At 42.7% G+C, this 13,462-nt stretch carries 18 protein-coding genes; all 18 read right to left on the minus strand.

The window, feature by feature from the left end:
- Positions 1-2: 2 nt before the first annotated feature.
- Complete coding sequence (locus K1I43_RS12020; protein WP_220382667.1) at positions 3-734, minus strand: distal tail protein Dit; 732 nt, start codon at positions 732-734, stop codon at positions 3-5.
- Complete coding sequence (locus K1I43_RS12025; RefSeq protein ID WP_220382668.1) at positions 734-2,506, minus strand: phage tail tape measure protein; 1,773 nt, start codon at positions 2,504-2,506, stop codon at positions 734-736. The genes K1I43_RS12020 and K1I43_RS12025 overlap by 1 nt, the downstream gene beginning before the upstream one ends.
- A 190-nt stretch (positions 2,507-2,696) precedes the next feature.
- A complete protein-coding gene (locus K1I43_RS12030) occupies positions 2,697-3,674 on the minus strand; it encodes a DUF2726 domain-containing protein (protein WP_220382669.1) in 978 nt (325 codons plus the stop codon).
- A 96-nt stretch (positions 3,675-3,770) separates the two neighbouring features.
- The gene (locus K1I43_RS12035; RefSeq protein WP_220382670.1) at positions 3,771-5,132 is read right to left on the minus strand and encodes a phage tail tape measure protein; all 1,362 of its coding nucleotides are present in this window, start codon (positions 5,130-5,132) and stop codon (positions 3,771-3,773) included.
- Positions 5,133-5,145: 13 nt separating this feature from the next.
- Positions 5,146-5,313: a hypothetical protein gene (locus tag K1I43_RS12040; protein WP_178378755.1), complete on the minus strand. Its 168-nt coding sequence runs from the start codon at positions 5,311-5,313 to the stop codon at positions 5,146-5,148.
- 11 nt (positions 5,314-5,324) lie between these two features.
- Positions 5,325-5,612 carry a phage tail assembly chaperone G gene (gene gpG / locus K1I43_RS12045; RefSeq protein WP_075039216.1) on the minus strand — a complete coding sequence of 96 codons (288 nt, stop codon included), beginning with the start codon at positions 5,610-5,612 and terminating at the stop codon, positions 5,325-5,327.
- 54 nt (positions 5,613-5,666) lie between these two features.
- Positions 5,667-6,236, minus strand: a complete 570-nt coding sequence (locus tag K1I43_RS12050; RefSeq protein WP_075039215.1) for a major tail protein — start codon at positions 6,234-6,236, stop codon at positions 5,667-5,669.
- 11 nt (positions 6,237-6,247) lie between these two features.
- The gene (gp17, locus tag K1I43_RS12055) at positions 6,248-6,571 is read right to left on the minus strand and encodes a tail completion protein gp17 (protein WP_075039214.1); all 324 of its coding nucleotides are present in this window, start codon (positions 6,569-6,571) and stop codon (positions 6,248-6,250) included.
- On the minus strand, positions 6,568-6,957 hold the full coding sequence (locus K1I43_RS12060) for an HK97-gp10 family putative phage morphogenesis protein (RefSeq protein ID WP_075039213.1): 390 nt from the start codon (positions 6,955-6,957) through the stop codon (positions 6,568-6,570). Before K1I43_RS12060 ends, gp17 begins: the two co-directional genes overlap by 4 nt.
- Entirely contained in the window at positions 6,957-7,286 is a 330-nt protein-coding gene (locus K1I43_RS12065; RefSeq protein ID WP_019417117.1) for a phage head closure protein, read from the minus strand. The genes K1I43_RS12060 and K1I43_RS12065 overlap by 1 nt, the downstream gene beginning before the upstream one ends.
- The gene (locus tag K1I43_RS12070; protein WP_019417118.1) at positions 7,283-7,576 is read right to left on the minus strand and encodes a head-tail connector protein; all 294 of its coding nucleotides are present in this window, start codon (positions 7,574-7,576) and stop codon (positions 7,283-7,285) included. The genes K1I43_RS12065 and K1I43_RS12070 overlap by 4 nt, the downstream gene beginning before the upstream one ends.
- Positions 7,577-7,607: 31 nt before the next feature.
- Positions 7,608-7,898, minus strand: a complete 291-nt coding sequence (locus K1I43_RS12075; RefSeq protein ID WP_009362088.1) for a hypothetical protein — start codon at positions 7,896-7,898, stop codon at positions 7,608-7,610.
- Positions 7,899-7,916: 18 nt separating this feature from the next.
- Positions 7,917-9,119, minus strand: coding sequence for a phage major capsid protein (locus tag K1I43_RS12080; protein WP_019417119.1), 1,203 nt, complete (start codon positions 9,117-9,119; stop codon positions 7,917-7,919).
- Positions 9,120-9,156: 37 nt separating this feature from the next.
- Positions 9,157-9,777 (minus strand): HK97 family phage prohead protease, encoded by a 621-nt coding sequence (locus tag K1I43_RS12085; RefSeq protein WP_019417120.1) that lies wholly within the window; start codon positions 9,775-9,777, stop codon positions 9,157-9,159.
- Positions 9,719-11,008: a phage portal protein gene (locus tag K1I43_RS12090; protein WP_019417121.1), complete on the minus strand. Its 1,290-nt coding sequence runs from the start codon at positions 11,006-11,008 to the stop codon at positions 9,719-9,721. The genes K1I43_RS12085 and K1I43_RS12090 overlap by 59 nt, the downstream gene beginning before the upstream one ends.
- Before the next feature lie 16 nt (positions 11,009-11,024).
- A complete protein-coding gene (locus tag K1I43_RS12095) occupies positions 11,025-11,210 on the minus strand; it encodes a hypothetical protein (RefSeq protein ID WP_019417122.1) in 186 nt (61 codons plus the stop codon).
- Between the two features lie 4 nt (positions 11,211-11,214).
- Positions 11,215-12,942, minus strand: a complete 1,728-nt coding sequence (locus tag K1I43_RS12100) for a terminase large subunit (RefSeq protein WP_019417123.1) — start codon at positions 12,940-12,942, stop codon at positions 11,215-11,217.
- Positions 12,939-13,433 carry a phage terminase small subunit P27 family gene (locus K1I43_RS12105; protein ID WP_009362093.1) on the minus strand — a complete coding sequence of 165 codons (495 nt, stop codon included), beginning with the start codon at positions 13,431-13,433 and terminating at the stop codon, positions 12,939-12,941. The genes K1I43_RS12100 and K1I43_RS12105 overlap by 4 nt, the downstream gene beginning before the upstream one ends.
- Between the last annotated feature and the right edge of the window lie 29 nt (positions 13,434-13,462).

Consider the following 13,462-nt stretch of genomic DNA (forward strand, 5'->3'; position numbering starts at 1 on the left):
TCCTACAAAAATCGTTCGCGCCATTCCACCGATACGTTTAGCGTATTCTGTGCCTCGACGGTCATTACATTTGTGCCTGGTCGCAACGCCAAAAACGTGCCCGTCGTTTTGTCTAAAATGTTCGTATCGTTTAACAAAACGGTCATTTCATCACAATCAATCGTTAGTGCATCGCTTGTTTGAAGTGTGTTTGAAATGGTTAGTTTGTCATTATCAATCGCCAAAGACAATGAATTTGTGTTTGCATTCGATATTTTTATGACTGGAAGCACATCGTATGTTCCGTTATTGACGAGAGTGATTTGTTTGTCGCTTGCAGTTATTTGCTTCGATACGCTCGTCTTATTGACTTTATATGCGAATGGATCGGCTTGAAACGCCACTTTCACAAGTGATATGCCTTGCAAATGCTCAACGTCCACTTGTCCTGTTACCTTCGCCATATAATACACATCCGGCGACGTGTCAAAAATAAGTTGCTTCCGCTCTCGCGTATAGAGCCATTGTGCCACTTCACGTAGTTTAGTGATTCGTTCAGATCGTGTGCAACGAACACCGAGTGTACATTCGATTCGCTTATCTTCCAACCATCCCGGAAAAAGAATATTCCCGTCACGCCCTGGAACAGATTCATAGGTGTCTTTCATATTTGATACGAGTGGCATCCTTAAATCTGTGACAAGAATGTCTATTTCCCGTGTGTGTTTCCCATTGAAAGAAAACCCCTTGGACATTATCTCATCCCCCTTGCTTTGCGGGATGATTGTGATAACGAGTATAACTCGCGTGAAACACGATATATGTCCTCGTCGTTTCTAACAACCATATTTTCGATGATGATGGTCGGTCCTGCACTCGAAGCACCCGACATCACGTTACCAACGACGTTCGTTTCAACAACGTGTTGAATCGCTGCTGGCTTTATACTTGGTAGAGCGATGTTGCCGATTTGTTGACCAGCTTTTGCTACCCGCTTCGCCATATCGGCAACGCTGTTTTCGGCTAGCTTTGCATCGTCTGTAATCCCAATCGCCAAACCTTGTGACAAATATCCTCCGTATTCCGCAAATAAACGGCTCGGGCTACGAATACCGAAAAAGTCTTTAATTTTATTGGTTAATCCAGAAAGCATCGACTTAACCTTTTCCCATAGCCAATCTGCCATGTTGCTCATACCGTTCCATATGCCACGAAGCAAGTCTTTCCCGATTTCTACAAAGCTACTTGCCCAACTTCTCGCGGTGTTTTTGATACCTTCCCATATGTTGACTAACGTATCTCTTACACCGCCAAAGATATTAGAAATTGCGCTTCTTAAACTGTTGAATGTGTTTTGTACAGCAGAAGATAAACTGCTAACGATATTGCTAACGCTCGTTTTAACACCATTCCACACATTCGATAAAAATGACGCGATTGCATTAAAAATAGTCGTTGCTGCTGTTTTCAACCCGTTCCATACTTCAACAACAACCGTTTTAATTGTGTTCCAAATAGTCGTAAAAATCGTTTTGTATATGTTGAGTACAGTCGTAAAATACGCTTTTATCCCCTCAAAAATGGCTGTGGCCGCCGTTTTTAGTCCTTCCCAAACCGTTGTAATTACCGTTTTAATACCTTCCCATACGGTTGTAAAAATCGTTTTATAAATGTTGAAAATCGTCGTAAAATACGTTTTCAGCCCATCCCAAACTACCACAGCTACTGCCTTTATCCCTTCCCATGTTGCCGATAGAAACGCTTTGATTTCGTCCCAGTTTTTATACAGCACAACACCGATAGCTACTAATCCAGCAATTGCCCCAATCGCAATGCCGACCGGACCGGTGATGACAGCTATCGCACTTGAAAAGACTCCTGCCATTCCACCAGCGCTAGCCAACACGCTTGCCAATGCCCCAAACCCTTGCGCCGCTGCTCCTATGATCGACAATACAATACCAATCGATGCGACAATCCCAAGTAAAACAGCTGAAATAGCCGTTCCGATTGCTATGAATTGCTTCATTCCGTCTGGAAGGTTATTAAAAGCATTGAATAAACCTTGTAGTGCCTCTGCAACTACACGAATAGCTGGGGCTAATGCATCACCAATAGAAATTTGTGCCGTTTCAATAGCGCCCCCTAGTTCCTCAAGCGCACCTTTTAAATTGTTCTTCATTTTTTCTGCTGCTTCTTTCGATGCTCCGCTTGAGTTCTGAAGTGATTTTGTCAAGGAGTCTAATTTTTGTGGTCCAGCTTCAATCACGGTGAGCATTCCACTTGCTGCTTCCGTCCCGAAAATAGTGGAAAGCGCTGCAAGTTTTTGTGCATTGCTCATATTTTTTGTTTTCTCAGAAAGTTGGCCAATAATATCCCCGAAAGGTAGCATACAACCTTGTGCATCAGTCACTTGGATGCCTAGTGAAGCTAATGCCTCTCGCGCCTCTTTTGGTGGATCAGATAATCGAATGAGAGCCCCACGCAATGTTGTACCAGCCTGTTCTCCACGGATACCGTTATTCAAATTGTTATCGTCAGGCTCTTTATCCTGACCTCTGGGGCTTTCGCCGCATTACGGGATGTCGATTCATCCCCAGTTCAGACTATATCTTCACCCTCGACTTTACGTTAGGGTGGCGGGCGCTCATGGATATTTCACCATACAAAAAAGACCGCTCTTACAAGTGCGGTCTTTTTTGGTTAGGTTACTCTATCTAGTCGTTACACCTTCCTGCCGTTTCCGGACAGGCTTGGCTCGGTATTTTCATAGACTGAATTTTCATAGACTGAAGCGCTTTGGCTAAATCAGCTTTTATGTCGGTGGAAATATAGGGAATTCTAATCAAAGGGATATTATTTTTCGCGCAAAACTCATTTTTTATTTTATCATTGGCGATGGTTCTCTCGAATTCTTTGCGACCGAATTTAGGGTAAAAATGTTGTTCCCCATCAAATTCAATCAAGCAAGCAAGGGTATCACCGTTAAATATCGCAAAATCAAAAGGTAATGCCCTAATATTTCGGCATTCCTTTACACGATACTGGCTTTTGAAAGTATATCCGTTTTCGATCAAAAATTTTCTTATAACTTCTTCGCCTTTAGATGTTTTACAGTACGGACACCTCGAATTCATCGAAGATAAGAAATGGTTTGGTGTTACCTCGAAGGTGTTGCCGCATTTTCGATGAAGCATCTTAACATTAACATCCTTGCCTTTGTAATCACTCAAAACAATGTATTCATCACCAACTTTTTCATAAACTTCTTTTTTGAATTGTTCAGTGGTTTTTCTGAATCTTTGGCTCATTTTCTTCAATCTACACTTTGGGCATCTCTGACCTAACAAAAAAGCTTTAGCAACCATATCGAAAACATGGCCACATTCATTATGAATAAATCTTATTTTCGCGTGTGTGTTTTTATATTCCCCTAATACTGAGTATTCATCGCCAACGAGACTTTTAACTTCCTCTTTGTACATCTCGGTTGTTTTTTTGTTGACGCCAAAACATTTTGGACATCCATGACCTTTAGTAAAAGGCCAAGGGGAAACGTCCCATATAGTGCCACATTTATTATGTCTGACAGTGATTTTAGTTCTTCTGTTCACGTATCTACCTAAAACACCGTATTCGTCACCATGAACCTCTTTAACCCTTTGACAAAATTCCTCATGGCTTAATTTACGCATAATAGAACCTCCGTTAACATTTGATTCTATTATACCATAAATCCCAGCATTATCCAAAGCTTCAACCCTTAGAATCTACCGAATTCACCCGCTGTTTTATGCTGCAAGTTTCCTTGCAACCGGCCAAATATCTTCAGCCATTATCTCCGTGGCGGCCGCAAGTTCTTCAAGCGAAATTCCTAATGTTTTTGCGATTGGGGCAGCATACTTGAACGTGTACTGCATATCTTGCACACCAGCTGCTGAATCATTTGCCGCTTGTGCTAGAACATCTGCTACTCTTGAAGCCTCGCCCGCTTCAAGACCAAATGCATTGAGTGCTGATGATACTGTGTCAGCAACTAAAGCCATATCTTCTCCCGACGCCTCTGCCGCTGCGATAATCCCTGGCATCGCCGCAAGAATTTGATTTGTGTTGTATCCCATAGCACCCATAATCTCCATACCTTGTGCAACCTCGGTAGCTGACTTGGACGTCGATGAACCAAGATCAAGGGCAGCCTGTTTGAGCTTCTCTAATTCATTCGGCGTTGCCCCTGCAATCGCTCCAACTCGAGAAAGCTGTGCCTCAAAATCCATCGATTTTTTGACAGAAACACCTAATGCACCACTAATTGCTGCACTTGCTACACCGAACGAGGCAGCAATTTGCGCTCCAGACGATTGAAGGTTATTACCCACGTCTTGCAAGCGTTGGCCGGTCTCATTCAACTTGGTTTGTAGTTGTCCCCATGCTGTCGCTTGCTGTTCAATCGTTTGATTTAACTGTCGCAACTGCGCTTCGGTTTCTTTCATTTCCGCGGTCGCTTTGTTGTAGGCGATTAAGAGATCATTCGTTTCCTTCGCATCCGCACCTTTTGCCTTTACGCTTTCATCATATAGTCGCTTTAATTCTGACACTTTCGTTTTCTGTAATTCGAGCGTTTGCGCTAAACTGTTGGCTTTTGTACGCAATTGTTCAGACGTTGAACCAAAATTCTCGATACCAGCTGTTGCAGCACGAAATTCGGAATCAATCACTTTCAACTGCTGGTCAATTTTTTGCAAACTTTGCGTTACAGCTTGCTCTAACTTGTTAAAGCCGTCCGATTGCTTTTCAATCTCTTTATTTGTTTGTTGTAACTGTGCCTCTGTCTTTTTCATTTCTGCAACAGCTTTGTTGTAGGCAATAAGCAATTTCTCGGTTTCGGCTGCGTCTTTTCCTTTCGTTTGCGCACTTTCTTCATATCTGCGCTTTAGCTCAGCGACTTTCGCCTCGTGTAACTGTAGCTTTTGCGTGAGGGATTCCGCTTTAATTTGCAATCCTTCCAAACTGTTCTCGAAATCCTTTACACCACCAGTAGCCGCTTTAAACTCCGCGTCAACGAGCCGTATTTTGCGATTGACAGCCTCAATGCTCGTCGTGAAATTTGCACTGTCTAAGCCAAGCGACACTCGCAACGTACCAACTTCCGCCATCGTTTCACCACCTTTACAACAACTGCTCAATCATCAGCCGTTCTTTTCGCGCCTCTTTTTCTTCTGCGTAGTCCAAAATTTCAAAATAAAAACCGATGTCCATCTCATCCACGAGGTACATCGGTATGCCGTTCTTAATATGCGTGAGGTAAAACTCTTTCACTGCGTCATATGGGTCCATTTCAGACCCCGTTACACGTTTGGGTCGCTCGTTTTCGCCACCCCAATAACTTTATTCATGCAATCCGAAATTGTTGGAATGAGGCGATCCGCCGCAACACCATCGTAAAATTCATCGACCGTAAATTGTCCGTTAAACAGTTCGACAATAAAAGCAATAATGGAATCTAGTGCCTCTACATCAATATTGTTAAAGTCATATTTTTTGCGCAGTTCTAACGCTCGACGAAACATACGTGCTTTGACAAACGGAACAGTAAATGTTTTCTCCTGACCATTTACAAACAATGTAATTTGCATGTTTATCCCTCCATGTTATGAAATTGAAAAAGAGAAAGGGCTTCCCCTTTCCCTTTATGGTGTTGTTGTTTCCTGATACACGGCGCTAAACCAATTTTGAATGACTGTTTGATCTACACCTTGGTCTTTTGTATTCACCGATGCTTTCCATGCTTCATCAAATTCCCGCTTTACAAATTTCCCTTTTAGTGTAGGCGTTTGAAATTCGACCTTATCCCCTTTTGTTTTATATTGCTCTTCCGGTAATTCGAATTTCCCTTTGTATAGCCACACATATTTCTGTCCCCCATTCGAAAGAGGAAGAGCGAACCCAAGCGCAACATATGGGGCTGTATCACCACTTTTTTGAATAACGACACCATCATCATTAATCGTTGCGCCTAACAAAAACGCCTGCATCTCTGTTGAAATGTCATCTACTCCAAATTCCACTTCAATTTCGCCAAGAGACGAAGCAACTTCAGCTGGTCCGTCATCCGCATACAACGTTTCTGTGTTTACCTTCGGGCTAATTTTTGCTTCAATGGCTTTCGCCAATCGCTTCGGCGTATCGTACTGAACACCAGTGAAATCGTCTTTAATCAACTTAGCCACATATGGATGCTTTAAACCGATTACTGCCATCGTATTCCCTCCTAACAAATATAAGAAAATCGAATTGCTTTATGGTACGTTTTTGTTTCTTGCTCAAATAAATCCACTTCAGATGTGCGACGAAATCCTGCTGCTATCATTCGCTCTTTCACTTGCTGAACTATTGATGTGTAGTCGCCTTTTGACCACACATCGACTTGTATTAAATGAGCTGTTTGCTGTTCTTCATCGTCTGCATTTAGTGCTGAAAACTGGTTGTATTCAAAAAAGGTGATATAAGTCGTTGCTGTACCGCTGTACGTTTGAAACGCAACAGGAACACCAACATGTTTCAGTGTCTCGATAATCATCTTGTTTAAGCTCATAACCCCAACTCCCGCCGAATGACATCGGCCATTTCATCTTGCACACGATCAATGTTCTCCTCAAAAGCTGGTTGCAAAAAAGGATGAGGGTCTGCTTTCGGATATTTTCGCCCTTTTTTCTCTCCCGCTTTTCGACCAAATTCGACAAACAATCCATAAAAACGATCGCGATCTGGTCCGATATCTACTGTTCCATCTTCTTTGATATCAGAAATGACAATGTTTTCGGCTAGCTTTCCCGTATCGCGTGGCGCTTTCTCCGATGCCGCCTGTTGAATCACTTCAGCGCCAGCAAGCAGAGCATCCTTTTTGACTTGTTCGGCTTCCGTTCCAATCTGTTCAAGCTGACGTAATAGTTCTTGCATTCCGTGAAGTTCGAGTCCCATCACATCACCTCTTTCGCGATGATGGTCAGAATAATGTTTCGCTCATCATCATTGATGACAGAAAGAATTTCAAATGCCCTGTCCTTGTATTTGATACGCATATCCGGAGTGATACCAGACGTATATCGAATTACAAAACGGACTGTATTCTCGTTCTGTGTTGCTGCAGCTTCGTAGTATTCGCGACCTTGAAGCGTCTTTATCATCGCCCATACAGTTTTTACGTCAGTCCATCGCTGGCTGTCTTCAAGAGGAAATCCATTTTCATTTACTGCGTTCTCGTCGTATTGCTGAAAGGTGATGCGGTGACGGAATAGCCCTGGATTCATGATGTGTCACCTTCCTGCGGAGCATAGCAGTGAGAAAGCTGTGCCACCATACTTTCTACTGTCTGCCTTACTTTTTCGCTCGCTTTACCGACCATTTCTCGGTTTTCGTACCAATCGGTAACAAGAACAAGACAAAATAGTTTGGCAAGGTCATTAGTATTGTCAAATGTATTACCGGTAGCATTTTGTAAATATGTTTCGGCTGCTTTAATTAGCATTTGTAATGTGTTGTCTTCATCATTATGTTCAATGCGTAACCACTCTTTTACTTCTTCTAAAGAAATAATCAAGTCTTACCACCCCATTAAGGGGATGGGGATCTTATTCCCCATCTTTTAATTTTTCTAACTCAGCAATCGCATTCTGTTTCCCTTTGACTTTTTCGCCGTTCGGTAATTCGTAATAACCGCCACCGACGTGTTTAATGCCGTCTTCATCATCTTCATTTTCGATTTCTTCGTCGTTTTCGTGTTCTATTTCTTTTCCGATGTACCCCCATTCTTGAAGGTATTTTGCTCTTTTTTCATCTTCCGTGAAGTATTCATCACCTTTACCAAAGAGATCGCCGGTATACTTATCACGGAAAGGTTTAATCACTTCATAACTCGGCAATTTCAACTCCACCTTTCATTAAACAGTGTCAGTAACGTCTAATTGCCCAAATACCGCAGCTCCTGTATCCCAGAATTTATAATCATCGCGCATAATTGTACGAAGGTTCGTTGTATCACGAAGAAAAGCATCTCCGCCTTCTTTTGTGCTTGCTAGCTCAAAGAAACGACGGTTAAATACAACAATTAACTGTTTCAAATCACCGATAATGATTGGCGCTAATGAGGTAGTTGTTCCTTCTGTTTTCAAGAAACGATTCGAAACAACTACAACAGGACGTCCTTTGAACAATTTACGTCCTGGCTGAGTCGGGTCATCCTGCAGTAAGTAGCGCCCGTTTGCGTCTTTCTGCTCGTCCAGCCAGTGATAACCGTCTTGGTTCGTTAAGATGATGCTGTTTGCGCTAATAGCTGGATCCAATAGTACGTTAAGAACCTTTTTGATATTGTCGAAGTTGGCTAATGATTGTTTTGGCATTGTTTTCAATAAATTCGTGATGTGATAATTTCGTGTAACGACAGCTTTTTTGCTAATCCAATTCGTAACGTATTGCTCAATGTTTTGGTCTGTATCAGCAATTAATTCGTTCGTTAGAGGTAAAATGCCAGCGCGTTTTTTGAGAGAGTACGAGATTGGTACAAACTTAGGATTGTCCGTTTCTCCAATCAATCCATACTCATCGACATCCTGGAAAGGCACCATGTCCTCATCTTTTTCGAGTACACGAGAGCCACTAAGCGCTGTAACATTTTGTACATTCACATATTGAGAAAGGTCATTAAAATCTCGCATAAGCGTATAAATCTTTGTTTGAATGTCTTGAGGTAAAATCAGCCCAGAATCTCCATCTGCTTGTCCAACGACACCACCAGTATGCATCACCGCACGTTTTTCATATTCCACAATGATGCTTCGTTCGTCAGATGACACTGGACGGCGACGAATTGCCTTCATGAACACTTGACGATATTCACCTTCTAACTCGGCATCTTCTTTCGTTACTGTACGAGCTTCTCCGCTAGCTAAATGAGCTCCGCCAAGACCAAGTCCACCACGCTCTTCTTGCTCCAATTGCCGCTGCACTTCAATTTTCTTTTGCAATGCTCGCACATCCTCCATGCGCTTTTCAGCTTCTTCCACTTTATCCTCTCCCAAAAGAGAGCGAACTTCTGCTTTCATTTGCTCTAATTTCTGTAACATTTCGCGTAATTCTTTTCCCATATCATTCAACCTCCTGTAAAAAGTTAAAAAGAGCCGATTACATCAGCTCTAATTCCATTGTTAATTTTCTTTTTTTGTACTCGTTTGAAGCTCGCTTTTGTTGTTCGCGATATTCATTAAGAGATCGGACAGATACCTCGTTTGCTGGGTACGCTGGAAAAGCGACAGGAGAAATTTCATACAGTTCCGCATCCAAAATGGAACGCTTGTAAATTTTTTTGCCGTCGCGATCGACCTGTGACCATTTGTCTTTCGTGACTCGCATGCCAAACGATACACCATCGACATCCCCTCGTTTAATCACTTCCCAAGCGTCATTGCCGACAGTCGTATTCGGTAAGTCTAATTCAAAACGTAGTTCCTTTTCCGTACTTTCCAGGCGCAACGTTCCGCTTTTCGTGCTTCCAAGCACTTTAGATGCATCATGCGACCATAGACCAACAACCCCACGTGTTTTTAAGCTTTCATCAAATGCACCGGAAGCAATCTCCTCGACAAACGTGTCGCCCCACCAGTCCCGCATTTCAGCACTTTCAGTGTTGTACTTAATAGAACCTGATATTGTCCGTTGCTCTTCCCCTTCCGCTGATTTGCGAACTTCAATTTTCACTGGCAACGCCCGAATTTCCTTTGTTTCCATCGTCGCCTTCTTGTCCATTTTCTCCACCTCCTTTCACGTACTGTTGACCTGCCATTGTCAATGGAATGACGTTACCATTAAATACAAGCTGGTCACCGCCAGGCAAAGGTGGCTTCTCTTCTAATGCCCTCGCCTCGTTCGGCGTAATAAAACCTTTCTCAATCCCGATGCCATACGCTTCATAGCGTGTTTTAATGTCGCTTCTAAGCATGCTGTCAACGTTGAATTTCACGTAATATCCAGCGTCAATTTCACTATCGAGGAACAGTTTATACGTCATTTCCTGTTCATACATCGTCAAAATCGGCAGCAACGTATCAACATAGAACTGTCGCTGTTGCTCCGCCACATTCGTATGAGTCGCTCGGCTTAAATCGTTCAGCTGGTGCATTTTGATACCAAATGCCGTTGCGATCTGTCGGATCGTAAGCTGTGTATTTTCGAGAAATTGAGCATCGGACATCGATAAGCTTATCGGCTTAAATTCATATCCGATCGGCATAAGCGCAATTCGATGGCTATTTTTTAATCCTGCCGACATTTCCTCGAATTTTTCTCGGAATTTCTTCTGCGCCTCTTGGTTTAAATCACCGACATACTGAACAATCCCCTTTACCTGTAGCCCTTGCTTATAAAAATTATTGATAAATCTCCCTGCCGCAGCCGCATTTTCCACGGTTGCTCGTAAATATTCAAGTGGAGGCACTCCAACTATCCCATCTAGCGTCACGCCGCTCTTAAAATGCAAAATTTCGTCTGGCATCAGCTTTCGTCGCTCTGTTCCGACATCAACTTCATACCAAATGCGATTTTTACTGTTGAAAAGTCCAACATCGTCAATCCAAATGCGTACTTTACTTGCGTCAATCGGCCAAAACGCCACTATTCTGCCTTTTTGGTCAGTCTCAATATTGACGTATGCATTCCCATACGTGTTCCGCTGCGTTTCATTACACTTGGCGAAGTCAGATGCCGACATATATGGGTTTGGACGAAGTTTTAGTAGCCGATATAAGTAATGCTTTGTGGCTTTAATAACGCCATTTTCATCCTCTTTGTAAATTTTTAATGGCAATTTTGAGATTGACTCAGCTAATATTTTGATGCACGCAAAAACTGTTGCTTCTTTTAAAGCGTTTTTTCCATAAACGTTAACCTCACCAGGAGAAATACCAAGAAAATCTAAAAGTGCTGGGTCATTTAAGCTATATTCCATACCCCGGCGCTCAAAAGCACGTCTGAAAAACATTTATTCCTCACCTCCTTCATGGCGGATAACGTTTAGGTGGCTGTATTGCAATAAAAACACCTACAGCTAAAAAAGAACAGCCGAGCACATACAAGCCAGCCGTAGCACTTAATCGGAAAGTTGCCACGTTAATGAGCGTCAAACCAATCAAAATAAAAAAATCTTCCGCATAATCACGAAAGATTCTCCCTAATTTCTTCACTTTATCAACCCCACAGTCTATCTAAAAAATCATCAGTCGCAAATTCCGATACATCAACCGACTCGGCATTCGCAAACATCGCCCGAGCATGCGCGTTAATGAGTGCTGCTAGTGGGTCAATTCGGTCTGTACTTTTCGATTTATCGAGCATAATGTTTTCTTGGGCGTCTTTTCGTGTTACCGCGTTGCCGACCGCCCAAGACAAAACGGGATTATTGTTATGAATGATCTTCTTTTCGAACACTTTCGTTCGAAAATTCTTTGTCGGCTCCGATAAATAGCGAATCCCTTGTGGAATTTCTACTGTCACGAACCCATCTGCCTCAAGTTCCTGCATCAAATGACGTGCATTATATTTGTCATAGCAAATTTCTTTCACCGAAACGCCATGTGTTTCTGCAATCGCCTTGATATACTCACGAACAAACGTGTAATCAACGACCGCGCCTGGCGTTGTGGTAATCCATCCTTGACGAGCCCATTGATCGAATGGCATTTTGTCGGTTTTCACTCGCTCGTCTAGCTTTTCTTCAGGTATGAATGAGTGGGACAGCACGACAAATCGTCCATCACTCAATGGAATTTCGATAGAAACGCTCGTTAAGTCGGTCGTTGCCGACAAGTCAACGCCTACATACGCATCCAATCCACTGATATCCGGCACGTTTTCCGCGCCGCAGGCCGCCCAGCGATCAGATGATATATACCCTTGCGCCCGCTTATTAATCCATATGTTCATGTTTTTGGTGAGAAAATCATCCATTTTGTCCGGTTTTTCCAGAGCTTCTTGCAATTTTGCTCTGATATTCTCGATTCCTTCTGGATACGACGCTGCAATTGGATTAGCTTTTAGCCATGCCTTTTCATCTCGAATATCATCAATTAAATTTCCGTCCTCGTCTTTATCTAATTCGTTGACCATTGCGAAGTATCGTTCGTTTTCAACAGGACTATTCGGATCTAAAAGCTTCGAAACGTATTGATATTCACTCCGATAGCATGGGTTATTTAAGTTTACACCAGCTGTTGTAATGATCATTAGCAATGGCTGCGCACGTGCAATCATACCAGAATCAATAATGTTATAAATTTCATCTGTTTCATGCGCGTGATACTCGTCAATAATGCCGCATTGTGGGTTTAGTCCATCGCCCGTTTTCCTGTCCTCTTTAGAAAGTGGTCGAATGATTGAACGACTTTTAGGATGATGAATGGCACCGTATTTTACTTCATACTTTCCTTTCAACTCATGACAGCCCGCCAGCATTGCTTCAGTTTCATTCCAGACGATTCTTGCCTGTTCTGTCTTAGTAGCCCCTATATATACTTCGGACATGTTTTCACCGAAAGCCATTGCTTCATATGACGCTACACAAGCAAGGCTTTGCGATTTGGCATTCTTCCTTCCAACCTGCCAATATGCCTTTTTAAAACGTCGATAATCCGTTTCTTTATGCACCCAGCCATAAATGTTACCAAACACAAACACTTGAATTTCATGTGGACGAATGTGTTGCCCCTTAAGTACACCTTTCGTATGTTTAAAAAGCGTCATCCACTTGAGGAAGCGCATCGCTTTCGTTTCACTAAAAATGTAAGGGAAGTCTTCTGTTCCCTCTCGTTCAATATCCCTCAAAAACCGCATGCACGCCCATTTATGTTTCTGACAGGCAATCACACGACCATCAATGACGTCATGTGAGTAATCAATAAGCCATTGCTTCAGACTCATACTTCACCAAACTCCTGTTCAAACGGCGTCGGCTGCTTTGGTTCTTCCTTTGGCAAAGCAAGTTTTGCACGAGAGCTTGGCGTCAATCCAAATTCGACGGCCAGCGATTTCATTTGCTCATGTAATTGCTTTTTCTTTGTGAGCAATGGATGAGGCACTTTGTTTGTTTCCGCCGCCTTATTTGTGTATTCGACCATAAGCCCTTCTTCCTCAATGATCTGCGAGCACTTTACATAGTTAGAATACGCATCGCAGTACAAGGCAAGAGCATTTACATCTACATTTGTGACTAGCCCCACTTCTTTCAATTCCTTGACAAGCCGCTTAAATTCTTTTCTTGCTACATCATCTAACCAGTTCGGCGGTCTGACCTTATCGTCGTTCGGGCGTAACTTTGCTTCCGCTTCTTGTCGTGCTTCAATTTCCTTCTTCGTTAAATGCTTCGTACCTTGAATAAGAATTAAATCTACCGGTTTCGCACGCCGACCCATTTTCAACACCACCTTTCGTTTTGATTTTC

The organism is Anoxybacillus sp. ST70, from assembly GCF_019553625.1.
GTDB classification, from domain to species: Bacteria; Bacillota; Bacilli; order Bacillales; family Anoxybacillaceae; genus Anoxybacillus; species Anoxybacillus gonensis.